Source organism: Shewanella sp. SR43-8 (assembly GCF_014163775.1).
GTDB lineage: Bacteria > Pseudomonadota > Gammaproteobacteria > Enterobacterales > Shewanellaceae > Shewanella > Shewanella vesiculosa.
Map to the genome: position 1 here is coordinate 1 of NZ_JACJDX010000018.1, position 25,048 is coordinate 25,048.

Genomic DNA, 25,048 nt, shown 5'->3' on the forward strand with positions numbered 1-25,048 from the left:
AAAGTGTTGTTTTAACCGCTACTAAAAGTAACCATTAAACGCAATTTTGTGGAGGCGCGACCCGGAGTCGAACCGAGATAGACGGATTTGCAATCCGTAGCATAGCCATTCTGCCATCGCGCCATGCTTAACCAAAATCAAATCCATCGGAGGAGATAAGAAATTGGAGCGACATATCGGGTTCGAACCGATGACCTATACCTTGGCAAGGTATCGCTCTACCAACTGAGCTAATGTCGCATTTGTATCTCTTTAACGCTCTATTTAAAACTAGAACGTTGCAATAAGAGGATGTTTCCCCTGACTGCGGAATGGCATTCTACCGTTTTAGCTCTGATAGTCAATCAATAAAAACAGATTTATTGCAACAAAATGACTGTTTGATGCATAAATCATCATTCTGATTAAATATATTACAAGGCGGATAAAAAAGCATCTCCAAAGAGATGCTTTCAAGACTACATACTGGGTAAGTACTCAATAAACAGCGATATTAACTTTGCAAACCTTGTTAAACATCCACTGTCAGCAAACTTGGTACTAATTAAATATTAGTTTTTAGGTAGTGATAATGTGGTTAAGCCAAGCATTTTTTGCATAACGCCAACAACCTGGCAGCTATAACCAAATTCGTTGTCATACCATACGTACAAAATGGCACGTTTACCCTCTGCAATCGTTGCTTGCGAATCGACAACACCTGCATAACGTGAACCCACTAAGTCACTTGAAACAATTTCAGTCGATTCAGTAAAATCGATTTGATTTTGTAACCCAGATTGCAATGCGACATCTTTTAAGTATTCATTCAGTTCATCACGATTAGTTTCGTGTTGTAAATTAACACTGATGATAGCCATAGAGACGTTAGGCGTTGGAACGCGAATCGCGTTACCGGTTAGTTTACCCGCTAATACAGGCAATGCTTTAGCAACAGCTTTAGCCGCGCCTGTTTCGGTAATGACCATGTTAAGTGGGGCGCTACGTCCACGGCGATCTGCACTGTGATAGTTATCAATTAAATTTTGATCGTTGGTATATGAGTGAATCGTTTCTACGTGACCATTTTCAATCACATATTTGTCATTAACCGCTTTTAACACTGGTGTGATGGCATTAGTTGTACAACTTGCCGCTGACACTATGGTGTCTAAATCAAGGATATCGTTTTCATTAACGCCGTAAACGATATTTTTAATCGCACCTTTGGCTGGAGCTGTTAATAATACTTTTGCTGCTCCAGGGCTCTTAAGGTGTAAACCTAAACCAGCTTCATCTTTCCAAATACCTGTGTTATCAACAATTAACGCATTGTTAATATCATACTTAGTGTAATCAACTTCATCTGGTGAGTTAGCGTAAATGACTTGAATGTAAGTTCCATTGGCAATAATTGCGTTGTTTTCTTCGTCAACTTCAACCGAACCATTAAATGGTCCGTGTACTGAGTCACGACGTAATAAACTGGCACGCTTTTCTAAATCACCTTTTTTACCACCACGCAATACAATGGCACGAAGGCGCATTTTATTACTTTTACCAGTACGCTCAATGAGTAAACGAGCTAACAAACGCCCTATTCGACCGAAGCCATAAAGTACAACATCACGAGCTGGGGTGTCATCACCATGATTAACCGCTTCTGACAACTCCTGTGCCATATAAGCTTCTATACCACTTGCATCCTTGTTATCACGCCAGTAATTAATCGCTAATTTACCAATATCGACTCGGCAATGCTTGATGGCTAATTTGCTAAGTGCTACAACAAATGGGAAACTTTCACGAAGACGTAATTTTTCACCGACATGACGACGTACTAAACGGTGTGACTTAATGATTTCGATGGTTGATGCATTGAGTAGTGGTTTACCATATACCATAACCTCAATACCTTGGTTACGATACAACTTGCCAAGCAACGGTTGCATTGCTTCTGCCATTTCGAAACGTTCTTGCCAGCTTTGTAAATGTTTATCTGCGCTCATGTAGGGATCCTTTATCTCACTTTTCTCGTTTTTTCAGAAAGGTTTGAGTAACAAAAAGAAAAGACCAATAATTTAGTATATTGTATGGGGGTGGCCCCCTGTTGGTCGCCGACATTGTAAAGAAATACAGCCGATTTCGCTAGTAACAAATTTTCGGTAAATGTGTAATTTTATTAGACAATTTACCGCTCGGAGACGCTTTTGAGCCATAATTTTGTATTAATTACATCATTTACAGTTATCGGGGCCTGTTTTGGCCTTTTTGGCTGCGATAATGACCGAAACAGCGACCTTATTTGTAAAAATAATCCTGAACTTTGTAGTGATTTACACAAAGATAGTTGGTGCCGATTTGAGAAAGGTGACCTGATCCGCCACAGATATGCGTTAAAACAGAGCTCATCGCCTACAGGTAAACAACTTTACCAGCAACTTATTTACTTAGAGAAATACAGTAAATGCATCGAATTGGCTGCTGGTGTACAACATAAAATTAATACTGACCGAACCCGTGATCGAGAACGCGCTTTTGCGGTAAGCACTCAGACACTCAGCGAACTTCAAGAAACCACCCGTGCAAATAACGAAGTGCATTTAGCTTTTTATCGTTGGATGCGTTTTAACGATCAAGCAGGATTAGCGATTGTAGAAAACACTTATAAGCAAGGATTGCTTGTCGATAACGATATCATTACTCAACTAGCAGCCTATTATGTGAGAGTTTCGCCTAATGATGCCAAAACGCTTTATTTGCATTTGCTTGCTACCACCAAGCCAGCAGATATTGATCCTGACTGGTTTTTAGCCCTCGCTTCTATTTACCGCCAACAACAAGATAGTGAAAAAGAATACCTGTTAACCAGAGCCAACTTATTGATCAGTGAAAACCAAGCAGATGAACAACAGTTATTAGCTATCATTAAGGGGGATCAAGCGCTTGCATCGACATTAGACAGTCAAGCCATTGAACTCGTCTCAGTGGTAATGAGCGAACAATTTGCCAATAGTCACAGTGAAGCATTATTAAAATAAGCTAGGATTGTGAACTTTGAATCCATTTTGTGGCTTATTAAATTTATTATTACTTACAAAACTGTGCTTAAAATATCTTCAAAATGGGCTAAATGTAAAAAAAATACGAATATTATTGGCTTAATTCGGCATATTTGGGTGATTTAACTTGATTATTACGGCCAATTTGGTAATTTTACAACCAGGCGAATGATATGCCACCAAATTATTTTAACTTGAGGGATATGAGATGACTATCCGTGTAGCAATTAACGGCTATGGCCGTATCGGTAGAAACGTTCTACGTGCACTGTACGAAAGCGACAAAGATTACCCAATCGAAATCGTTGCGTTAAACGATTTAGGTGATGCTTCTATTAATGCTCATTTAACTAAGTACGATACTGTACATGGTCGTTTCAACGCGAAAGTTGATCATGACGATGAAGCTATCTATGTCAATGGCGACAAAATTTTAACTTTCCAAGAACGTGACCCGTCAAAGTTACCTTGGGCAGAATTAAAAATTGATGTTGTCTTTGAATGTACGGGTATTTTCACATCTAAAGAATCTGTGCAACCACACCTTACTGCTGGTGCTAAGAAAGTTATTATTTCAGCTCCTGGTAAGAATGTTGATGCCACAATCGTATATGGTGTGAATAACGATATATTAACTTCAGACATGACAGTCATTTCTGGTGCATCATGTACCACTAACTGCCTTGCACCTATTGCTAAGCCGTTAAATGATGAAATTGGTATTGAATCTGGTTTGATGACCACGATCCACTCTTACACCAATGATCAACGTCTATCTGATGTTTACCATACAGATTTACGCCGTGCTCGCGCTGCGGCAATGTCGATGATCCCAACTAAAACCGGTGCAGCTGCTGCAGTAGGTTTAGTGGTTCCTGAGCTTATGGGTAAATTTGACGGTTTAGCGGTACGAGTGCCAACAATCAACGTGTCTTTAGTTGATTTAACATTCTTAGCCTCTAGAGATACCACTGTTGAAGAAGTGAATGCCATCATTACCCGTGCTTCACTAACATCACCAATGTCTGAAGTATTAGCGATTAATGAAGAGCCATTAGTGTCTATCGACTTCAACCATAATCCTTTCTCTTCTAATTTCGACGCTACACAAACTCGTGTTAACGGTCGATTAGTGAAAGTAATGTCATGGTATGACAACGAATGGGGTTTCAGTAACCGCATGTTAGACAACGCTGTAGCGTTAATGAACGCTAAGTAATTAAACTATAAATTAGCTCGTTAAGATCTAATTTATAGTAAACTTAATAGCCTCGCATTTGCGGGGCTTTTTTATTTATTAAAAAGTTAGTTCATCGCTCGGGGATCCAAATAATACTGCAATTTTCTATTATCATTAAATTCATCGCCTACAATTTTATCAACACGCTAAAATCATACATACACTGTTAGCTTTTATATCCTATTACCCAATATCTATTGCTTATAAGTGACGAAGTCGAATAGCACTAAATAAAGTAAGACAGATTCGACTCCCCTTCTATTTCAATTCGTTCACTAGTCTATTAATCGTACAAAATGGAATGAGAATAATGAAATGAATTTAATTATGAGTAAAGATAAGTTATTACAACATAGAGCACAAAATTCGACCAATAGAGCCTTGTTTATTTTCTGTTTATAGCTGATATTTTAAATCATTAAATATTATTCATTTAAAAAAAGTCAAAGGAATTAAAAATGGCGAGCAAATTTAATTTAACTATCGGCAACCGTATTATCTTAGGTATTGCCATTGTATTGTTTTTAGTCATGGGTACCGTTATTCCTTTCGTACTATCTGAATTCTCAGCCACTATCGATAGCGCGGAGCAACGCGAGCTACACAAGCTATATGAAACGGCTACAGCTGATATTGAATCAACAGGGAAATTGGCTCAAGCTTTAGCAACTGTCATTGCTAGCGATAGAGAATTACAAAAGCTATTCAGTGAGGGCAATAGAAATGAATTAGCGGCTAGAACTATTCCGCTTTTCGACTCATTAAAAACTAGTTATGGCGTTCGTCAATTCCAGTTCCACTTACCTCCTGCGACGTCCTTTTTAAGGGTTCACAAGCCAGAGGAGTTTGGGGATGATTTATCCTCTTTTAGACAAACCATCGTTGTCGCAAATCGAGACAAAAAAGCGGTTAAAGGACTAGAAAAAGGAGTCGCTGGGATAGGCATTCGCGGAATTATGCCGATAAATTATCAAAACAAACATATTGGCTCTGTTGAGTTTGGTATGTCTTTTGGACAAACATTTTTTGACGAATTTAAAAAAGATTATAACGTCGATATTGCTCTCTACACTGAGAAAAATGGACGATTTGAAGCTTTTGGAACCACAACAAAACCTAATAGTTTTTCAAATAATGCCGATTTAACGCAAGCATTTAATGGTGAAGTGCTTAATAGCCAGTCAACATTAAACGACACCCCCTATGCTATCTACTTACGTCAAATAAAAGATTTTTCTGGTCAACCTATTGGCGTCCTAGAAATCGCAATGGATCGTACTCATAATACGAGTGCACTAAAGACAGTATCTTTAACTATGATTTTTGTAGGTATTATTGCGTTATTATTAGGGATAGCCATTGCTTGGGCGGTAAGCAGAAGTATTACAAAGCCAATTAATACTACCACTAACACGATGAATAATATTGCAGATGGCGATGGCGACTTAACCCTGCGTTTAACCGTTATCGGCAACGATGAAATTACTCAGCTATCCAAAGCATTCAACCAATTTGCTACCAAGGTTCATAGCACAATTACCCAAGTGATGTCAGCTACTCAGCTGCTTAATAACTCTGCTGAACGCTTATCTAATATTACACTTGAAACACGAGCTGATACCGTTCAACAGCAACAGGAAACTGAGCAGGTTGCGACCGCGATGAATGAAATGAGTGCAACCGTTCAAGAGGTTGCACAAAATGCTACTCAAGCAGCTGATGCTGCCCAAAAAGCCAATGAAGCAACAGAAACGGGAAAACTTGTCGTCAGCGCAGTGTCATCAGAAATTAATCAATTAGCATCAGAAATCAACATTGCGACAGAAACTGTTTCACATTTACAAAGCCAAACAACAGCCATTGATAGTGTACTGGAAGTAATCCGCAATATTTCTGATCAAACTAATTTGTTAGCTCTGAATGCCGCAATCGAAGCTGCTCGCGCTGGCGAACAAGGCAGAGGCTTTGCTGTTGTTGCTGATGAAGTTCGAACCTTAGCAAGCCGAACACAGGCCTCAACCCAAGACATTCAAGCCATGATAGAACAATTACAAAGTGGTGCAGCGAAAGCAGTTCAAGTCATGAAAGAAAGTAGTAAGGTCACAGATTCTTGTGTAGCACAGGCAAATAATGCCGACCGAGCGCTCGATGACATTTTTGCAGCGGTCAATACTATCACTGAGATGAATATTCAAATCGCCAGTGCAGCAAATGAACAATGTGCGGTATCAAATGAGATTAATAAAAACATCAATAACATCAACTATATCGTTACTAAGACTACGGATGGTGCAATGCAAACAGCCAAGGCAAGCGAGGACCTTGCTGATTTGTCTAAGCAACTTAATACCTTAGTTGGGCAATTTAAAATTTAACAGAATACTGCACCACAACAATCACAATTGAGAATAAAAAACCGACATGAAGTCGGTTTTTTTATCAGGCTAGTCATTGATTCGCAAACTTAGCTATTTACTTATGCGTTGCCCTTCACTTTCATATTCAATTCTTTTGCAAAATCGAGCATGCGAGTTAGTGGGATGAGTGCTTTGATGCGCAGTTCATCATCAACAAATATTTCATGATTAGTTTTATCACTATCAACTAGTGAAGCTTCGATAGCTTGCAAACCGTTCATGGCCATCCACGGGCAATGGGCACAACTCTTACAGGTGGCACCGTTGCCGCCGGTTGGGGCTTCGAGCAAGGTTTTACCTGGAGCAGCCTGCTGCATTTTATAAAAAATACCGCGATCCGTGGCAACAATAAAGGTGTCGTTGGCCATGGTTTGCGCCGCTTTAATCAACTGACTGGTAGAACCTACAGCATCAGCAAGCTCAACCACACTAGCTGGTGACTCTGGGTGAACCAAAATGGCTGCACCAGGATGCTGCTTTTTAAGCTCGCGCAATGCTTTAGCTTGAAACTCATCATGCACAATACACTCGCCTTGCCATAACAACATGTCGGCGCCAGTTTGTGTATTGATGTAGGAGCCTAAGTGGCGATCGGGTGCCCAGATAATTTTTTTATCTTGACTATCGAGATGCTCAACAATTTCTAAAGCAATGCTTGAGGTGACCACCCAATCTGCACGAGCTTTTACTGCTGCAGAGGTGTTGGCATACACCACAACAGTATGATCTGGATGGGCATCGCAAAACTCATTAAATTGCTCAATCGGACAACCTAGATCTAACGAACAAGTGGCTTCCAGAGTGGGCATTAAAATGGTTTTTTCAGGGCTTAAGATTTTAGCGGTTTCGCCCATAAACTTAACCCCAGCAACAATTAATGTCTTTGCTGGGTGATCGCGACCAAAGCGAGCCATTTCTAAAGAATCTGACACACAACCACCAGTTTCTTCAGCTAATGCTTGAATTTCAGGATCGGTATAATAATGGGCAACAAGGACTGCATTTTGATCAATCAATAACTGTTTGATACGTGCTTTATATTGTGCTTTTTCAGCGTCAGACAACACGGCAGGTTTTGGCGGAAACGGATATTCAATAGTTTCAATTTTAGGTGCCGACAGACTCATACAAAGTTCCAATCGATTTACATTGTTTGTGTATTATACGAAAAAGCCACTTAAAACAAAAGGACGCGTTAGCGTCCTTTTGCATAAGATAGCTTAATCATTATTAACGCATGGCTAAGAGCATTTCTTGTGGTTGCTCTAGGTAGTGTTTCCATAAATTACAGAAGCGAGCTATGGTGCCACCGTCAATAACGCGGTGATCGCCAGACCAGCTAACTTGCATAATCTTACGTGCTTCAACTTCACCTTTGGCGTTAAATCGAGGCAGTATCTGTAACTTACCTAATGCCACAATCGCCACTTCAGGTTTATTAATGATAGGTGTTGCTATCGTGCCGCCTAATGCACCGATATTAGAAATTGAAATAGTCCCATCTTTTAAATCGGCTGGTGACACACGGCCGCTGCGTGCAGCTGTGGTTAAGCGTGAAATGTCAGCGGCAATATCTAAAATAGACTTATTTTGCACATCTTTAACATTCGGAACCAATAAACCCACTTTTGAATCAACTGCCATACCAATATTATGGCGCGACTTATATGTGAGTTCAGTGCAATCAGCGTTTACTTGACTGTTCAAGATCGGAAATTCATTGATAGCTAACGACATGGCCTTCATAAAGAATGGCATCATAGTGAGCTTCACTTCGTCGGTTGAGTAGCGCTGCTTCATACTTTCACGCAAAGCAACCAATTCAGTTAAGTCAAATTCTTCGCAATAGGTAAAATGTGGAATTGTCGATACTGACTCAACCATCATTTTAGCCATAATAGCTTTGACGCCTTTGATAGGTTCAACACGATCACTTGCTGAAGCAGGGCTAACTAATTGACCACTGACAGGACTTGTAACTTGATCAGCAGACGATAAAGCAGCATTTGTATTTGCAGCGGGTTGAGAGGCACTTGCACCTTGCTGATGACGTTCAATATCTTCTTTGTAAACACGGCCATTTTTGCCCGTACCCACTACAGTTGCGATATTTATATCGAGTGTCCGCGCCATACGGCGAACAGCTGGGCTGGCTAACGCTTTACCCTGAGCAACGGGCTCTAGATTAACATGTGGTGCAGCGGCTTGAGCCTGTTGAACCACGTCAACGCTAGCAGATGCACTATCAGCATCAGCTTCGACTTCGATGGAAAATAGAGGCGAATGCACTTTAGCAAGCTGACCCTTACGGTAATGCAGTTTAACGATTTTACCGGCTTTCATCGCCGGAATTTGCACTAACGCTTTATCTGTCATCACATCAGCAATCGGTTGGTCTTCGACCACCATATCGCCTTCTTCTACCAACCAGTCAACTAGCTCACATTCAACAATTCCTTCACCAATATCGGGTAGTAAGAATTCTTCAATATTTGATGAATTTTTTGTTGTCGCAGCGACAGAGTTATCCCGGTCAACAGGAGCGTGATTAGCCGATGTATCGTTAACAGCTTCTTTAACCGGAGTGACAGCAGCTACAGGAGTCTCAGAAACACTAGAGCTGTCATCACCGTCCATCTCAACCGCATATAATGGCTGATGCACTATGGCTATTTCGCCTTTAGCATAATAAAGCTTAGTGATTTTTCCGGCATGCGGCGCAGGAATTTGTACTAAGGCTTTATCAGTCATTACATCAGCAATCGGTTGGTCTTCGGTAACCATGTCACCTTCACTGACTAACCAATCGACTAATTCACATTCCACTACACCTTCGCCGATGTCAGGTAAAATAAAATCTTTAATCATATCTTACTCCTAATAAGCAACTGTGGCCTTGATAGCTTCGAAGGTCTTTAACTCATCTGGCATGTATTCTTTTTCATGCACTAATGGATAAGGCGTATCTAGGCCGCACACTCGACAAATTGGTGACTCAAGCGATAAGAAACATTCTTGTTGGATCGTTGCGGCAATTTCGCCAGCAAAACCACCGGTTAAAGGGGCTTCATGGTTAATCAGTAAACGACCGGTTTTGGTGACTGATTTAGCGATGGTTTCAACATCCCATGGTGCGATAGTACGTAAGTCGATAATTTCACATGAAATACCTTCTTTTTCCGCTCGCTCACAGGCTTTTTCAACGATTTCCATCTGTGCGCCCCAAGCCAGGACTGTAATATCACTGCCCTGCTTAACCACTTGTGCTTTACCTAATTCGATAACGTAGTCACCGGCTGGCACTTCGCCAACAGATGCGCGGTATAAACGCTTAGGTTCAAAGAAAATAACCGGGTTTGGATCGCGAATAGATGCCAACAACAATCCTTTTGCTTGTTCTGGATTGCGTGGAATCACCACTTTTAGGCCTGGTGTTTGGGTAAAATAGGCTTCAGGAGATTGTGAGTGGTAATGACCACCTGCTATCCCACCGCCATATGGGGTTCGGAAGGTTAATCCACCCACATCAAATTGATTACCACTGCGGTATCTAAATTTTGCTGATTCATTAACTATTTGATCGAATGCTGGAAAAATATAATCAGCGAACTGAATTTCAGCAACCGCAGTCATACCATAAGATGCTAAGCCATTAGCAAAACCTGCAATGCCTTGCTCTGTTAGCGGTGTGTTGAAACAACGATCACGACCAAACTGTTCTTGCAGACCAGAAGTCGCACGAAAAACGCCACCGAAGTGACCCACATCTTCACCAAAAATCACCATGCGCTCATCGGCAGTCATAGCTATTGATAACGCCTCATTGATGGCGTGTAACATATTCATTTGAGCCACGATTTAGAGTCTCCCTGCGCTTTTTGGATAGGCTTTTGGATACTTAGCGATATGCTCTTTCAACTCTTTAAGCTGTTTTCTAAGCGCTGGAGTTGGTTTATCAAGCACATCTTCGATAATTTCGTCGAGTTTCGGCACCGGCAACTTTTCAGCCACTTTAACTGCCGCTAACACTTCTTCGCGATAACGTTCAAATAACTTGGCTTCATCGGCTTCAGTAAGCCAATCTTTGTTGATCATCCACAATTTAAAACGTTTTACTGGGTCGTGCTGTTGCCATTTTGCTTCTTCTTCTTTTGAACGATACCCAGATGGATCGTCTGATGAAGAATGCGCCCCCAAACGATATGTCATCGCTTCAATCAATACCGGAGCATTGTGCTCTAATGCGTGAGCTCGAGCTTGTTGCGTAGCAGCTAGCACTGCGAGCATGTCGTTACCGTCTACACGTATGGTATGCATACCGTAACCTACACCGCGACTGGCAATACCGTTACCGGCAAATTGCTCTTCGGTTGGGGTAGAAATAGCATAACCATTGTTGCGACAGAAAAAGATGGTAGGAGACTTGAGTACTGCGGCCATATTCAAACCAGCATGGAAGTCACCTTCTGATGCAGCGCCTTCACCAAAATAACAAATGGCCACATTACGCTTGCCCTGTAACTTCATACCGTAAGCAACACCAGTCGCCTGCGGAATTTGCGTTGCCAGTGGTGACGAAATGGTTTGGTAATTGAGTTCACGGCTGCCGTAATGGATCGGCATTTGGCGACCTTTACCTAAATCTTTCTCGTTACTGAACATTTGATTCATAAATTGTTCAGTACTAAATCCACGATAACGCAATGAGGCGTGTTCGCGATATTGAGCCAAAATGACGTCGTCTTTATCAAGCGCTGCAGTGCTGCCTATAATTGAGGCTTCTTCACCGGTACAGGTCATGTAAAAACTAATTCGTCCTTGACGTTGCGCACCCAACATACGCTCGTCTAATACTCGTGTAAAAACACAGGTATCAAATATTTTTTCGGCCAGAGCCTTGTCGATTACTGGTAAAACCGCATTTTCATATGTGGTGCCATCAGCTTGCAAAATACGCAAAATGGGGATGTGCAATGACGCTTTGTCTAAGAAGCTGACACGGTGCACTGTTTCATTGGTCAGTGGTGCGTTGCTCATATTATGCTCTTGTTATTGTTAAGCCATGTTCAACATAAACATGGCTCTATTTATACTATGCGAGTAGACATTACGTTAACGTAAACTACCTATCAATACTTACTCTCACTGTAAACGTATTTTACTCACGATTGACATGTATATATTGCTTTACGACTATAAGATTGACTCGTTCGGTGCAGGTACTAAACATAGCACTGTACGCTGCCCAATGGGTACATTTGCATTCGGAAATACAATGGCCTCTTGTGGCTGTTCGACGGTGATCGCTTTACCACCTTCTGTCGCTAACACTGCCCCGTGACTAAAAGCACTGAAGTTTTCAGCATCACCAGCAAAGCTAAATTCAAAGTCATCGAAATGTTTATTAATCGACCTAGACACCTTATACAAGTTGACCTTACTTGCGTCAAACTCAACAGGCGCTAACTTAGGCTCAGTAATCAGTTTTTCAAGCATAGTATGAGTTTGGTCAAAACGACTCATGTCGTTTTGACCAAATGGCATCACTTTTCCTAATTCAACGGTAAATGCATCTGCTTGAAATTGCTCTGAGGAGTAGTAGCTAAACGTAGTTGTCGGTTCATGATGGAATAACATGGTATCAACACCACATGCCGCCAAAAACATAATTTGCTCGCCGCTAAAAGCACGACCTGGACGATATGGGTAAATGGCAAACTTTTCATGCTTTGAAGCACGTATTGCAGTATGTAAGTCGTAATGAATGCGTTGATTGTCGCTATTGGCATTGAAAAAGTCAGCCACGTATTGCTCTAACGCTTTAGCTCGATGGCGCTCTGGGTGAGTTAAACCCTCGCCCTTTGAATGCGCACCGCTAAATAGGCGATTCATGTTTTCATCAATAAAACGGGTTTTATTAATGATCGCAGCGGGATTACCGATTAAAAACATTACACGCTGCTTGGCCTCTATACGTTGAGTCAGCAAATCTTTAATCAGTTGATTGCATATTTCAATTGGCGCAGTTTCATTACCGTGCACGGCACATGACAACACTATGTCTTTAGTGGCAGTTGTTGGCGTAAACACAATCACCCCAGTATCTAATACATCAACCCGAGTATGTTGGGCTAACATAAAGTCATACGCTGCTGGTAGTCGAGTCGGATTTGCTAAGGTATAGGCTAAAAAATCGTGGTTTATCATCAGGTCAGATAACACTATCAACTCCTTGTCTCATTATTATATGGCGTAGTTAAACTTGACGTAAACGGCTGTTAACTAAGATGCCTATTACGGCAGATTCTATCATAGCCAAGGACTATTTTATTGCAGGCATATGTTAGTTTTATTTATTAATAAAAGTTTGCTTGCAAAAGATCACAATATTCAACACAATTACAGCCATCTAGACTTCTATAATATGTTTTAAGGGTATGTCATGGCGTTAGCAACATTTGGTGCAGGCTGTTTTTGGGGTGTTGAATATTTTTTCCGTGAAATTAACGGCGTCAGTAACGCAACGTGTGGCTACATGGGTGGCAAAGACACTGCAACAACTTATAAAGAAGTGAAGACGGGTTCCACTGGCCATGCTGAAGTTGTCCAAGTTGAATTTGATCCTGAAGTGGTCAGTTTTAACGACCTACTGGATGTGTTTTGGAAAAACCATAACCCGACCATGTTAAACATGCAGGGTGGCGACATTGGCACTCAATATCGCAGTACGATATTTTTTCACGATAAAGAGCAAAAAGCCCAAGCTGAAAGTTCAAAGCTGGCATTAGCTCGCAGCGGTAAATGGGGACAGCGTCATATTGTGACTGAAATTGTACCGATACAAACATTCCACATAGCCGAGGAATATCACCAGAATTATTTAGAAAAAAATAACCTACCAACTTGTCATTTGGTTTACTAAGTCTAAACGAGCAACACTACCGAGCGATAATTAAGCGATTCAAGTGAGATGATGTTTAGCATTGCCTCACTTGAAACGGAATATTTACATAATAGATAACCCCAATCGATTTCCTACACTCAACTTCACTTTACCCGCCGCAGTAAATTCCATACAATCCCATGCAAATTGCTTAAGGCATGTTATCGGAGATCAAAATCATGAGTGAAGCTCGTCACGTTAACCTACTAATTTTAGGTTCTGGCCCTGCCGGCTATACCGCTGCTGTTTATGCTGCGCGTGCAAATTTAAATCCTGTGATGATCACAGGTATGCAACAAGGTGGCCAATTAACGACCACTACGGAAGTAGAAAACTGGCCAGGCGATGCGGAAGACTTAACTGGTCCAGCATTAATGGAACGCATGCAAAAGCACGCTGAAAAGTTTGATACTGAAATTATTTTCGATCATATCAATGAAGTGACCCTAACTGAGCGCCCTTTCCGCTTAAAAGGTGACAACGGCGAGTTTACTTGTGATGCATTAATTATTGCGACCGGTGCATCGGCTAAATATTTAGGCCTTCCGTCTGAAGAAGCGTTCATGGGCCGTGGTGTTTCTGCCTGCGCAACATGTGATGGTTTCTTCTACCGTAACCAAAAAGTTGCGGTTATCGGTGGCGGTAACACTGCTGTTGAAGAAGCACTTTATTTAAGCAACATCGCGTCTGAAGTTCACTTAATTCACCGTCGTGATAGTTTCCGTTCAGAAAAGATTTTGATTAACCGCTTAATGGATAAAGTCGCTAACGGTAATATCATTTTACACCTAGACCAAACACTGGAAGAAGTGACGGGTAATGACATGGGTGTGACAGGTCTCAAGAAAAAGAGCACTAAAGATGGTTCAGTTACCGACCTAGAAGTCGCTGGTGTGTTTGTTGCGATCGGCCACAGCCCAAATACTGGCATTTTTGCTGATCAGCTAGAAATGAATCACGGTTACTTAAAAGTTAACAGTGGCTTACAAGGCAATGCAACACAAACTAGCATCGAAGGTGTTTATGCATGTGGTGACGTAATGGATCAACATTATCGTCAAGCCATCACTTCTGCCGGAACGGGTTGTATGGCAGCACTTGATGCTGAACGTTACCTAGACGCAAAAAAGTAATTGATTGCATTTAATTAAAAAGAGCAGCTCAGGCTGCTTTTTTTTATAGCTGTTATTAAAATGAATCGAATGAGTATTACACCATTTTTTGGTAGAACACCGCTTCGGTATCACCTAAAGGATCGCGGTGAATACTCTTATGCTGAAAAGTCATACCGAGTTTTTTCATTATTGCAATTGAAGCTAGATTGTCTTCTACTGCAATAGCACTGACATGGGTTACTTCAGCTGAGGCACTCACAGCCTCCATTACCGCTTTCGCTGCTTCGGTAGCATAGCCTTTACCCCAACTGATATGTTTAAACCGCCAACCTAATTCCAAGTTATGTGGCTGTGCTTGGGTAAAAAAGTGCATCGGTCTAACTAATACCCAGCCTAAATACTCACCGCTTAAGCCGTGTTGCTCATTTTCAGCACAATCAAGCGCTTGGACTTTCCATAACCCCCAACCTTTAGCAGGATGTAAATATTGAGCTAATCTTGGCATCATCACCGTATCAATCTGCTGCTGTGTGGTTTTAATTCCACCATTGAGAAAATGCATGACTCGCTCGTCCTGGTCGAGTTCAAATAATAATGCACTGTCATCAAGGGTTATTAATGATAATTGTAATCTAGATGTATTGGCGACTTGCATTGTTTTCTCCTTGGGTTGACACACAAGTTTACACAATGAAACACCAAAGATTAAACATTTCGATTAACATATAAATGACAAAAAAGACTATTGGCAGTATTGACTTGGCTTACTGCAAAAATAACGCATTATTTTATAAGGAAAGATCGTGGCAACTAAAAAACAAATCATACTACCGATAATAGTATTAGCAATTGGAATAGCTGGTTTAGTTGGGATTTCTGCGTTAAAAAAGCCCCCAGAGGAAAAGCCTGTCGTTGATACTACTCCTCTGGTGTCAGTGGAAGCCATCGAGTACAAACCCATGACCTTTTCGGTCAGTTCATACGGTGTCGTCGCAGCCAAGTACGATACCGAATTGGTTGCACAAGTCAGTGGTGAAATCATTTATCTAGCGGATAAATTCGTCAAAGGTGGCTTTGTTAAAAAAGGCGATATTTTAGCTAAGATTGATCCTAGTGATTACGAAGCTGGCTTATTAGATTCTCAGGCTAATGTGGCATCAGCAAAAGCTAACATGGTTCAAGAACGCGCTAATGGTGAAGTTGCCTTACGTGAATGGGCAGAAATTACCAATAGTAAGCCTACCGCTCTCAGTTTGCGTAAACCACAACTCGCTCAAGAATTAGCTAAGCTAAAAAGTGCAGAAGCCGATTTACTCCGATCACATCGAGATCTAGAACGGACTGTGATCCGCGCCCCTTATGATGCACTTATTTCTAGCCGTGAAATTGGTTTAGGTGCTTATGTCACCACAGGAAGTAAAATCGGACACATTTATAATACCGATACGGCTGAAATTCGCTTACCTCTCGCCGATAAAGAAATGCAATATTTGGATCAAAAAGGCACTCATTCTGAAGTGACATTAATGGGTAACTTCGCCGGTAGTAAACAACAGTGGCAAGGGAAAATAGTTCGCAGTGAAGGAGTTGTTGACAGTAAAAGTCGCATGACCTATCTGGTTGCTGAAATTGAAGACCCATATGGACTGAAAACCGATAAAAATGAATTACGTTTCGGCACCTATGTTACTGCAAACATACAAGGTAGTAATGCTGGCAATGTCGCCGTTATTCCACGTCATTTAATTGTAAATGGCTTAGTCGCAATAATGGATAGCGACAACACCTTACGCTATAAACCCGTAAAAATTATTCGCCAAGAAGGCGCCAATGTGGTTATTTCTGAAGGTCTGGATCCTGGAATGGAAGTCATCACATCAGCGCTTGATTACCCATTAGAAGGCATGAAGCTGGCGTTACCGGTAGATAAAATCCTTCAAGACGAGCCGATAGAAACCGATAAAACTGAAATCGCTATGGAAGGTAAATAAACATCATGGACGATACGAATAAAGGAATCATCGCTTGGTTTGCCCGTAATAGTGTCGCGGCAAACTTGCTGATGATCATTATTTTACTCGGCGGTCTGTTGACTGCTAATACTATCCGCAAGCAATTCTTCCCAGCGGTTGAAATTAACTGGATCCAATTCAGCGCAGTCTACCCAGGCACTGCACCACAAGAAGTGGAAGAAGGCATTACCATTAAAATTGAACAAGCTTTAGAGAGTGTTCAAGGATTAAAACGGGTCATTACCTATTCAAACCGTAATATGGCTCAAGGGTATTTTCAAGTTGAGGAATCATATGATCCTCAAGTAGTACTTGAAGAAGTTAAAGCCGAAATTGGCTCTATTTCAACCTTTCCAGGTGGTATGGAACCACCTAAAGTTGAACGCATTAAATTCAGACAAGAGGTGATGTATTTAAGTCTGTATGGCGATTTAGACCAAATACAGCTAAAAGATTTAGGCGAGCGAATTAACGATGAGATAATGCAACTGCCTGGTGTCAATATTAGCGAATACTATAGCGGTCTTGGATATGAAATCGGTATTGAAGTCAGCAAAGATCGCTTACGTGAATATGGTTTAACCTTTGACGATGTTGCTAGTGCGGTGCGTGGTTATTCACGAAATATGTCTGCAGGACAAATTAAAGCAGAAAATGGTTACATTAATTTACGAGTCCAGAACCAAGCCTATGTAGGTTATGAGTTTGAACAGCTACCATTATTAACATTAGATGATGGCACTAAGATCTTATTGGGTGATATCGCCACCGTCAATGATGGCTTTCAAGAAGGTATTCAATACTCAAAATTTAATGGCAAGAATTCGGTTACCTTCTTTATTGGTGCGGCTAAAAATCAGAGTATTACCGATGTAGCGAAAACAATTAATAATTTTGTCGAAAAACAGCAAAAAATATTACCCCAAGGAGTTAAGCTTGAACCTTGGGTTGACATGACTTACTACTTAGATGGGCGTTTACAGCTGATGCTCGACAGTATGAAAAGTGGTGCCGTACTGGTATTTATCATGCTAGCGCTATTCTTAAGGGTTCGATTAGCATTTTGGGTAATGATGGGACTACCAGTATGTTTCTTAGGTACCTTACTGTTTATGCCAATGGCATTTATCGATGTCACCATCAACGTTATTAGCTTGTTTGCCTTTATCTTGGTGCTGGGGATCGTGGTCGACGATGCGATTGTGATGGGCGAAAGTGCCCACAGCGAATCTGAAGAGCACGGCCAAAGCATCGACAGTGTAATCCGTGGGGTCAAAAAAGTCGCCATGCCAGCAACCTTTGGGGTACTGACGACTATTGCTGCTTTCCTCCCCATCACTATGGACGATGGCCCGTCATCAGCATTTGGTCAGGCTATTGGTTATATCGTTATTTTATGTTTGTTGTTTTCATTAATAGAATCAAAGCTGATTTTACCCGCGCATTTGGCGCACATGAAAAAACCTAAAATCGTTAAACCCGGTTCAAAAAATCCATTAGATTGGTTGCGTAACGGGGTCAATTTTATTCAAGGCAAAATTGATCGTGGCTTGAATATATTCATTACTTCTATGTATCGCCCTTCGCTTGAATTAGCGGTTCAGTATCGCTATGCCGTGATCATGTTGTTCATCAGCTTGATCCTGATCTGTGTTGGTCTGTATATGGGTGGTTTGGTGCGCTTTATTGGTCAACCAAAAATTCCTCATGACTTCCCTAGAGTCACAGTTGAAATGAACGTAGATGCCTCAGAGAAGTCGACACTAGCGGCGGCATTGGCGATTGAGCAAACCTTATACGATGTCGATAAAAAAATAGAGCGACAATACGGCCAAAAAATGATTTCTGATATGCAGGTTGATCTTAAAGATCAAACGACTGCAGAAGTAATGACTAAACTAGTCGATCCGTCACTCAGACCAATGGATACATTTGCTTTAGCTGATTTATGGCGTAAGGCGATGCCGCAAATTCCAGGGGTAAAATCATTTAGCATTCAGGACAGTTTAATGGGTGGCGGTCGTGAAGACGGCGACATTAGCTTTAGACTTGAGGGAAAAGATGAGAGCCAATTAGTTGCTGCATCACTAGAGCTTAAACAAAAGCTTAATTCACTTAAGGGTGTCAGTGACGTTAATGACAGTCGCCAATCAAGTGTTAAAGAAGTGCAATTCCAATTAAAACCGTTAGCCAATGCATTAGGCCTAACACTGGCCAATATTGCCTCGCAAGTGGGTAACAGTTTTTACGGTTTAGAAGCACAGCGAATTATTCGAAATGGTGAAGAAATTAAAGTAATGCTTCGCTATCCAGAAGAACAGCGCAATTCTATCGCACTGGTACAAGATGTGATGATTAACACTCCACAAGGGACAGAGTTACCTTTATCCGAAGTGGCAGACATTAAAGTGGTTCAAGGGGTTAACAGCATCCGCCGTGAAAATGGAAACCGTACGATTAACGTATGGGCCAGTGTGGATGCCGATCAAACTGAACCCTTTAAATTGGCTAAAGATATCCGTGATAACTTTATGCCAGAGTTGCTAATTAAGTATCCGCGGGTACACAGTGAAGTATCAGGTAGTATTCAAGAGCAATTAGACAGCGCAGATACCCAAATGCGTGACTTTATTTTATCGTTATTGCTGATTTATAGCTTATTGGCAATTCCACTACGCTCATACATTCAACCGATTATGATCATGTCTGTGATCCCGTTTGGTGTCATTGGATCGGTAATGGGACACATTATCCTGGGTATCGATTTAAGTGTGCTATCTATGTTTGGTATTATCGCTGCTGCGGGTGTGGTTGTGAATGATTCGTTAGTGATGGTGGATTATGTCAATACTTCGCGAAAATCAGGGGTACCAATAAAAGAAGCTGTCTTAAATGCAGGTTGCCGCCGCTTTAGAGCCATCATGCTAACCTCGCTGACTACATTCATTGGTTTAGTACCGATTATGGCCGAGACCAGTATGCAAGCTCAAATGGTGATCCCAATGGCGGTATCATTGGCCTTTGGGGTACTGTTCGCAACTGTGGTGACCTTGTGTCTCATCCCTTGCTTATACATTGCAATTGAAGACGGTAAAGACATGATGCGCAAGCTTATCAATATTTATGCACCTAAATCCTCGTCTGCAACAACAGTCACCGAGCAACACTAGTCACGGGCAACTTCGACTTGCAATAATGAGTATCAACCATAAAAAAGGGCCTTAATGGCCCTTTTACTTTGTTGCATTACTGAGCCTTGTCTATTATTCATTCAACATTGATTTTTAATCTAAAGTGTAAACAGTATACAATTTTAAGATGTGACAATTAATTGTAAAAACTTTCTGAGTAATTGGTTTTATTCATAAAATATCTCATCAAGTAAAATAGATTGTTTATCGTTATTTGATAAAAGTTTATGCTAATCTAAGCATAATCACAGTGTTTATTGCCAGCCAGCTAAGGTCAAATTCTATGAGTCAACGCAGCATTAATGCGCTATTTAAGCCAACGTCAGTGGCGGTTATCGGCGCATCTAACGGCAATAAACGTGCAGGAAAAGCGGTGATGAAGAACCTACTTTCGGGTGGCTTTTCGGGTCCAATTATGCCGGTAACACCTAAATATACCGCAGTCATGGGAGTCTTAGCTTACCCGAACATTGAAGCCTTACCCATCAAACCTGATTTAGCCATTATATGCACCAATGCGCTAAAGGTTCCCAGTATTGTCGAACGCTTAGCTCAATTTGGCTGCAAAGTGGCGATTATTATGGCCTCTGGGATGGCATCGCAAACCGACGAGCAAGGTAACAATTTACTCGAAATTACCAAGCAATATGCTAAACGCTACGGCATGCGTTTGTTAGGCCCTAACAGCCTAGGGATGATATTACCGCCAATGGGATTGAATGCCAGCTTAGCGCATGCAGGAGCTAACATAGGTAAAATTGCTTTTGTATCGCAATCTGCTGCAATTTGTACCACGGTTCTTGATTGGGCGAACAACAAGGGAATTGGCTTTTCATCGTTTATTTCACTAGGCGATGCCACCGATATCGATTTTGATGAATTACTCGATTACTTAGGCCGTGACAGTAAAACCAGCGCTATTATGTTGTACATTGATTCCATTAATGAAAAGCGCCATTTTTTGTCTGCCGCCCGAGCAGCCTCAAGAAACAAACCTATCTTTGTGATCAAATCAGGCCGCAGCCGAGAAGGCATTCAAGCGGCAATGCTGCATACTGGCGGAATTGGTGGCAATGATGCTGTTTATGAAGCCGCTTTTAGACGTGCAGGTATGCTTAGGGTAAATGATCTCATTGAATTATTTGCTGCAGTTGAAAGTCTGGCGCATTCTACCCCGCTTAAGGGAGAACGTTTAGTGATAATGAGCAATGGCGGCGGTCCTGCGGTACTGGCTGCGGATGAGTTAATTATCAAAGGCGGTAAACTAGCTCAATTATCCGAAAAAACAGTCACACAACTTAACGCTATTTTACCCAGTACCTGGTCGAAACAAAATCCTATCGACATGATTGGTGATGCCGACAGCCAACGCTACGCTGATACATTAAAAGTACTTATGAGCAGTAACGACACTGACACTATTTTAGTGCTGCATTCACCGTCTATATTGGGTGAAAGTGTCGAAATTGCCAATAGTATTATTGATACGGTTAACCAACATCCCAACCGACATCGAATTAATATGCTCACCAATTGGAGCGGTGAAGATTCAGCCTACCTCGGTCGTAAACGCTTTACCACGGCGGGTCTTCCTACCTATCGAACCCCAGAAGGTGCTGTAAGAGCCTTTATGCACATGGTTGAGTTTCGACGTAACCAAAAGCTACTCCAAGAAGTACCACAATCAATACCTGATAACATCCCTACTGACAGCAAGGCAGCACGGGCATTATTGCAACACAGCTTAGAAAACGGTCAAACGGTACTGGAAACTCATCAAGCGGTTGATATTTTAAGGGCTTACGGGTTAAACACCATTGAAACTTGGTTTGTAAAAGATGTTGATGAAGCGGTTAATGTCGCGAATCAAGCAGGTTATCCGGTTGCGCTGAAAGTGCAATCACCCGACATACTTTACAAATCAGATGTACATGGCGTGGTATTAAATTTAACCTCAGACGAAGAAGTCAGTCATGCAGCCCACTCTATTATTGAACGGGTTCATCAAATTAATCCTACAGCCAAAATAGACGGATTAATCATTCAAAAAATGGCCTTAACGGCAGGCGCACAAGAAATAAGAGTCTCGGTGATTAATGACCCAGTATTTGGCCCTGCGATCTGTTTAGGTGAAGGAGGTTCTGAATGGGATCCCACTCGCGATGCTGCTGTGGCACTGCCACCATTAAATATGGCGTTGGCACGCTATATGGTCATTCAAGCACTTAAAACGCATAAATTGCGTGACCGTCATTTACCCCTAGGGCTAGACATGAATGCCTTGTGTGTGATGCTGACTCAAATTTCACACTTGATTATAGATTGTCCAGAAATCGCCGAAATCGATATAAACCCCGTGTTGGCTGCGGGCGAAAGAATCACCTTATTAGACGTCAATATCCGTCTGCATGACACCCCACAAGATAATCTTAACAGATTAGCTATTTTGCCCTACCCTAAGGAATTAGAACAAACCACCACCTTAAAAAATGGTCTACACGTCATGTTGCGACCTATTTTGCCAGAAGATGAACCCAGGCATTTAGAGTTTGATAACTCATTAAGTGATGAAGACAGATATAAACGCTATTTTGGGGTGCGATCGCGCATGACCCACGAAGAGATGGCGGTATTAACTCAAATTGATTATTCGCGAGAAATGGCGTTTATTGCAACCACAATGACTGCAGACGGTGAAGAGCTCACCTTAGGCGCCGTCAGAGCCTCTATAGACCCAGATAATACCGAAGCTGAGTTTGCAATGGCTGTGCGCAGTAACTATCAAGGGATAGGTTTAGGGAAGTTATTACTCGAAAAACTGATTGCCTATTACAAAACCAATAACACGCCTTTCTTAATGGGCTTTACCATGTTTGAAAACCGTAACATGGCCAACTTGGCTAAATCACTTGGATTTACTGTGTCGTTTGATATGGAAGAACACCTGATAAAAATGCACATGGATTTACGCACTAAGGCTGAAGATAAATAACATTATGATGATCAAAAGGTAATGATTAACGGCAGCTAAACACAAACCTAAAATAATTCATGATCATTTGATTACTAGGCTAAAAGTGTATAGCCATAAATCAGGGAACAAATACATTCGTGAATAAAGCGGTTTGGCATTAAGAGAACTTAACGCAATTTTTGCCTGCTGCTTTAGCCTTGTAGAGTTGTTCATCTGCTCGCGATAATAAAGTATCAACATCATCGCCAGTGTTAATGGTTGCCACACCAATAGAAACGGTAATATGGCCCAGATTTTGTTTTTTCTCTTTACCGATAGAAAGCTGCTTTAATGAAATTCGCTCGCGGATTTTTTCGGCGACTTTCACAGCATCATTAAGTTTGGCATTAGGTAACATCACGACAAACTCTTCACCGCCATACCGAGCGACTAAATCGTCACCTTTAACCGTATTCTTCATTGCTAAAGCGACATAGGCCAACACTTTATCGCCAATTAAATGACCAAAGGTGTCATTAAATTGCTTAAAATCATCTATATCAATCATTAACAGACTGCATACGGTTTGAGTATCAACAAACTTAGTCACCTGCTCTGCAGCAAACAGCTCATATGAACGGCGATTTTTTAATGAGGTGAGTTCATCCATCATGGCGACTTTACTTAAGTTGTCCATTTCATCTTTAAGATGAAGGATCTCTGTCGACAACGTCTCTAGACTCGACGACATTTGCCGGTTTTTGGCAATGACTTGTTCAACTTCAGCCGCTATACTCATCACAATAAGATTAAGGTCATCGACATTAGGGTTGGTTTGCAGTTTTTCACCGTACTGATTGAGATTACTTGAGAATTTTTCTGTACCTTCATTAAGCTGCTCTATCTTACTCAGCAAACTATTGATCAAAATATGCGTTTCAATTTGCACATTTTCAATGATTTCTGGAGAGCGTTCTTCGATAAAGCGATTATATAAGCCTAAATTAACTTCGGGTGTGAATTTAACACCATTAGCAATTAAGCCATCAATAGAGCGCTTTAAATTAAGGTTCGTCTCAGCAAAATATTCAAACCAAATAGCATAATTTTCTGGCGTTACAGGAATAGCTAAAGACGCCATTTTAGGTAACGCTAAATTCAGAATATGCGCGGTTTGCTCAAGATTTTGGGTATTATGCATCGACGACGATACCTTTTTGATAAATACAATGTGTTAAAGGTTATCAGTATGTTATGTCATACTTATGAACTAAACTCAATTATTGTTCGTTATGTTAACCATTAAACATGGGAAAATTAACTTTATTTATTTAACCCTTTTTCAGTTACAGCACGTTTAATGTAAATAGATAAGCCAACCAGCCAGTCATTATTGGCAATATTTACTCCATAAGGAAACAAGATGAACCAGCAAACATATGCTTATGCAAAGAAAATATCCCTCACACTTACCGTTGTCATAGCGAGTGCATTATCATTCAGCTCTTGTGCGACCAACCCAGTTGACAACAATCACTTAAACAGCATAAACATCAGTAGCAGCGTGATGGATACCCGTGACTATCAAGCGCAAGAGTCCACAAAAATGTATCCAGCACCCACTTCTGGAATGGTGCAACATATCCTGACATTGCCTGCTCTGACAAATGAACAAGATTACATGCTTGAAGTGCAAATAGGCCAAAATAAAGTCGTTGACTGTAATAAAACTCAACTGATGGGCGATATTAACACCCTATCATTACCTGGTTGGGGATATGTCTATTATCAAGTCGATCAGGTCATGCAGGGGCCGACGACCAGAATGATGTGTACTGAAGCGAAAAAAGCCAAATTTATTGTTCTCAATCAAGCCCTGACACTCAGCTATGACAGTCGTCAACCAAAAGTGTTTTATTTGCCGCAAGGAACTGAATTACGTTATAGATTATGGAAAACCGCAAATGAGTTTGTGTTTAGTGGGCAGTAAGCTCTAGATATAAAGGACTTAAGTAATTCTTGAGTCTTTAATCATCGACTATTGATTGACTTTGTGGGGGGGCATCTCATTCAAGCAGCCAATAACGCTGCAGATAGAGATGATAAACATACTGGGGGGTTCAAGTTCTCAAGCTG

General features: G+C 41.2%; 17 protein-coding genes and 2 tRNA genes. 9 read left to right on the forward strand and 10 right to left on the reverse strand.

Annotated elements, in window-relative coordinates; all coding sequences use genetic code 11:
- Positions 1-49: 49 nt before the first annotated feature.
- From H5114_RS18995 to H5114_RS19005, 3 genes are all read right to left on the reverse strand, one after another.
- Positions 50-123, reverse strand: a tRNA-Cys gene (locus H5114_RS18995).
- A gap of 41 nt (positions 124-164) precedes the next feature.
- A tRNA-Gly gene (locus H5114_RS19000) sits at positions 165-240 on the reverse strand.
- A gap of 311 nt (positions 241-551) precedes the next feature.
- Positions 552-1,988, reverse strand: a complete 1,437-nt coding sequence (locus H5114_RS19005) for a glyceraldehyde-3-phosphate dehydrogenase (RefSeq protein ID WP_124014929.1) — start codon at positions 1,986-1,988, stop codon at positions 552-554.
- 201 nt (positions 1,989-2,189) lie between these two features.
- Here H5114_RS19005 and H5114_RS19010 point away from each other — a divergent pair, with 201 nt between their 5' ends.
- From H5114_RS19010 to H5114_RS19020, 3 genes are all read left to right on the forward strand, one after another.
- Positions 2,190-3,020, forward strand: a complete 831-nt coding sequence (locus H5114_RS19010; protein ID WP_182723773.1) for a DUF2989 domain-containing protein — start codon at positions 2,190-2,192, stop codon at positions 3,018-3,020.
- 229 nt (positions 3,021-3,249) lie between these two features.
- On the forward strand, positions 3,250-4,260 hold the full coding sequence (gene gap / locus H5114_RS19015) for a type I glyceraldehyde-3-phosphate dehydrogenase (RefSeq protein WP_124014931.1): 1,011 nt from the start codon (positions 3,250-3,252) through the stop codon (positions 4,258-4,260).
- A gap of 479 nt (positions 4,261-4,739) precedes the next feature.
- Positions 4,740-6,656, forward strand: coding sequence for a methyl-accepting chemotaxis protein (locus H5114_RS19020; protein ID WP_182723774.1), 1,917 nt, complete (start codon positions 4,740-4,742; stop codon positions 6,654-6,656).
- Between the two features lie 101 nt (positions 6,657-6,757).
- Here H5114_RS19020 and nadA read toward each other — a convergent pair whose 3' ends face one another.
- The 5 genes from nadA to astE all read right to left on the reverse strand — a co-directional run bounded on the left by nadA (position 6,758) and on the right by astE (position 12,920).
- A complete protein-coding gene (gene nadA, locus H5114_RS19025; RefSeq protein ID WP_124014933.1) occupies positions 6,758-7,825 on the reverse strand; it encodes a quinolinate synthase NadA in 1,068 nt (355 codons plus the stop codon).
- Between the two features lie 103 nt (positions 7,826-7,928).
- Positions 7,929-9,566 (reverse strand): dihydrolipoyllysine-residue acetyltransferase, encoded by a 1,638-nt coding sequence (locus H5114_RS19030; protein ID WP_182723775.1) that lies wholly within the window; start codon positions 9,564-9,566, stop codon positions 7,929-7,931.
- A gap of 9 nt (positions 9,567-9,575) precedes the next feature.
- Complete coding sequence (locus H5114_RS19035; protein WP_124014935.1) at positions 9,576-10,553, reverse strand: alpha-ketoacid dehydrogenase subunit beta; 978 nt, start codon at positions 10,551-10,553, stop codon at positions 9,576-9,578.
- Positions 10,554-10,556: 3 nt separating this feature from the next.
- Positions 10,557-11,735 (reverse strand): thiamine pyrophosphate-dependent dehydrogenase E1 component subunit alpha, encoded by a 1,179-nt coding sequence (locus H5114_RS19040; protein ID WP_124014936.1) that lies wholly within the window; start codon positions 11,733-11,735, stop codon positions 10,557-10,559.
- Positions 11,736-11,891: 156 nt separating this feature from the next.
- Positions 11,892-12,920: a succinylglutamate desuccinylase gene (astE, locus tag H5114_RS19045; protein ID WP_182723776.1), complete on the reverse strand. Its 1,029-nt coding sequence runs from the start codon at positions 12,918-12,920 to the stop codon at positions 11,892-11,894.
- A 220-nt stretch (positions 12,921-13,140) separates the two neighbouring features.
- Between astE and msrA the strand changes: the two genes are divergently transcribed.
- Positions 13,141-13,620 carry a peptide-methionine (S)-S-oxide reductase MsrA gene (gene msrA, locus H5114_RS19050; protein WP_182723777.1) on the forward strand — a complete coding sequence of 160 codons (480 nt, stop codon included), beginning with the start codon at positions 13,141-13,143 and terminating at the stop codon, positions 13,618-13,620.
- Between the two features lie 200 nt (positions 13,621-13,820).
- Positions 13,821-14,774, forward strand: a complete 954-nt coding sequence (gene trxB, locus H5114_RS19055; protein ID WP_124014941.1) for a thioredoxin-disulfide reductase — start codon at positions 13,821-13,823, stop codon at positions 14,772-14,774.
- A 76-nt stretch (positions 14,775-14,850) separates the two neighbouring features.
- Here trxB and H5114_RS19060 read toward each other — a convergent pair whose 3' ends face one another.
- The gene (locus H5114_RS19060) at positions 14,851-15,411 is read right to left on the reverse strand and encodes a GNAT family N-acetyltransferase (protein ID WP_124014942.1); all 561 of its coding nucleotides are present in this window, start codon (positions 15,409-15,411) and stop codon (positions 14,851-14,853) included.
- Positions 15,412-15,559: 148 nt separating this feature from the next.
- Here H5114_RS19060 and H5114_RS19065 point away from each other — a divergent pair, with 148 nt between their 5' ends.
- From H5114_RS19065 to H5114_RS19075, 3 genes are all read left to right on the forward strand, one after another.
- On the forward strand, positions 15,560-16,747 hold the full coding sequence (locus H5114_RS19065; RefSeq protein ID WP_182697417.1) for an efflux RND transporter periplasmic adaptor subunit: 1,188 nt from the start codon (positions 15,560-15,562) through the stop codon (positions 16,745-16,747).
- Positions 16,748-16,752: 5 nt separating this feature from the next.
- On the forward strand, positions 16,753-19,938 hold the full coding sequence (locus H5114_RS19070; protein WP_182697418.1) for an efflux RND transporter permease subunit: 3,186 nt from the start codon (positions 16,753-16,755) through the stop codon (positions 19,936-19,938).
- A 304-nt stretch (positions 19,939-20,242) separates the two neighbouring features.
- Positions 20,243-22,951, forward strand: a complete 2,709-nt coding sequence (locus H5114_RS19075) for an acetate--CoA ligase family protein (protein ID WP_182723778.1) — start codon at positions 20,243-20,245, stop codon at positions 22,949-22,951.
- Between the two features lie 139 nt (positions 22,952-23,090).
- Here H5114_RS19075 and H5114_RS19080 read toward each other — a convergent pair whose 3' ends face one another.
- Positions 23,091-24,113, reverse strand: a complete 1,023-nt coding sequence (locus tag H5114_RS19080; RefSeq protein WP_182723779.1) for a GGDEF domain-containing protein — start codon at positions 24,111-24,113, stop codon at positions 23,091-23,093.
- 222 nt (positions 24,114-24,335) lie between these two features.
- Here H5114_RS19080 and eco point away from each other — a divergent pair, with 222 nt between their 5' ends.
- A complete protein-coding gene (gene eco, locus H5114_RS19085; protein ID WP_124014947.1) occupies positions 24,336-24,902 on the forward strand; it encodes a serine protease inhibitor ecotin in 567 nt (188 codons plus the stop codon).
- The last annotated feature ends 146 nt before the right edge of the window (positions 24,903-25,048 follow it).

Excerpts from the sequence above, each read along its gene's own strand:
- msrA (WP_182723777.1), top strand. The coding sequence starts at position 13,141 with ATGGCGTTAGCAACATTTGGTGCAGGCTGTTTTTGGGGTGTTGAATAT.
- H5114_RS19070 (WP_182697418.1), top strand. The coding sequence starts at position 16,753 with ATGGACGATACGAATAAAGGAATCATCGCTTGGTTTGCCCGTAATAGT.
- H5114_RS19075 (WP_182723778.1), top strand. The coding sequence starts at position 20,243 with ATGAGTCAACGCAGCATTAATGCGCTATTTAAGCCAACGTCAGTGGCG.
- nadA (WP_124014933.1), bottom strand. The coding sequence starts at position 7,825 with ATGAGTCTGTCGGCACCTAAAATTGAAACTATTGAATATCCGTTTCCG.
- H5114_RS19020 (WP_182723774.1), top strand. The coding sequence starts at position 4,740 with ATGGCGAGCAAATTTAATTTAACTATCGGCAACCGTATTATCTTAGGT.
- H5114_RS19040 (WP_124014936.1), bottom strand. The coding sequence starts at position 11,735 with ATGAGCAACGCACCACTGACCAATGAAACAGTGCACCGTGTCAGCTTC.
- H5114_RS19005 (WP_124014929.1), bottom strand. The coding sequence starts at position 1,988 with ATGAGCGCAGATAAACATTTACAAAGCTGGCAAGAACGTTTCGAAATG.
- eco (WP_124014947.1), top strand. The coding sequence starts at position 24,336 with ATGAACCAGCAAACATATGCTTATGCAAAGAAAATATCCCTCACACTT.
- H5114_RS19030 (WP_182723775.1), bottom strand. The coding sequence starts at position 9,566 with ATGATTAAAGATTTTATTTTACCTGACATCGGCGAAGGTGTAGTGGAA.
- H5114_RS19060 (WP_124014942.1), bottom strand. The coding sequence starts at position 15,411 with ATGCAAGTCGCCAATACATCTAGATTACAATTATCATTAATAACCCTT.
- H5114_RS19080 (WP_182723779.1), bottom strand. The coding sequence starts at position 24,113 with ATGCATAATACCCAAAATCTTGAGCAAACCGCGCATATTCTGAATTTA.
- trxB (WP_124014941.1), top strand. The coding sequence starts at position 13,821 with ATGAGTGAAGCTCGTCACGTTAACCTACTAATTTTAGGTTCTGGCCCT.
- gap (WP_124014931.1), top strand. The coding sequence starts at position 3,250 with ATGACTATCCGTGTAGCAATTAACGGCTATGGCCGTATCGGTAGAAAC.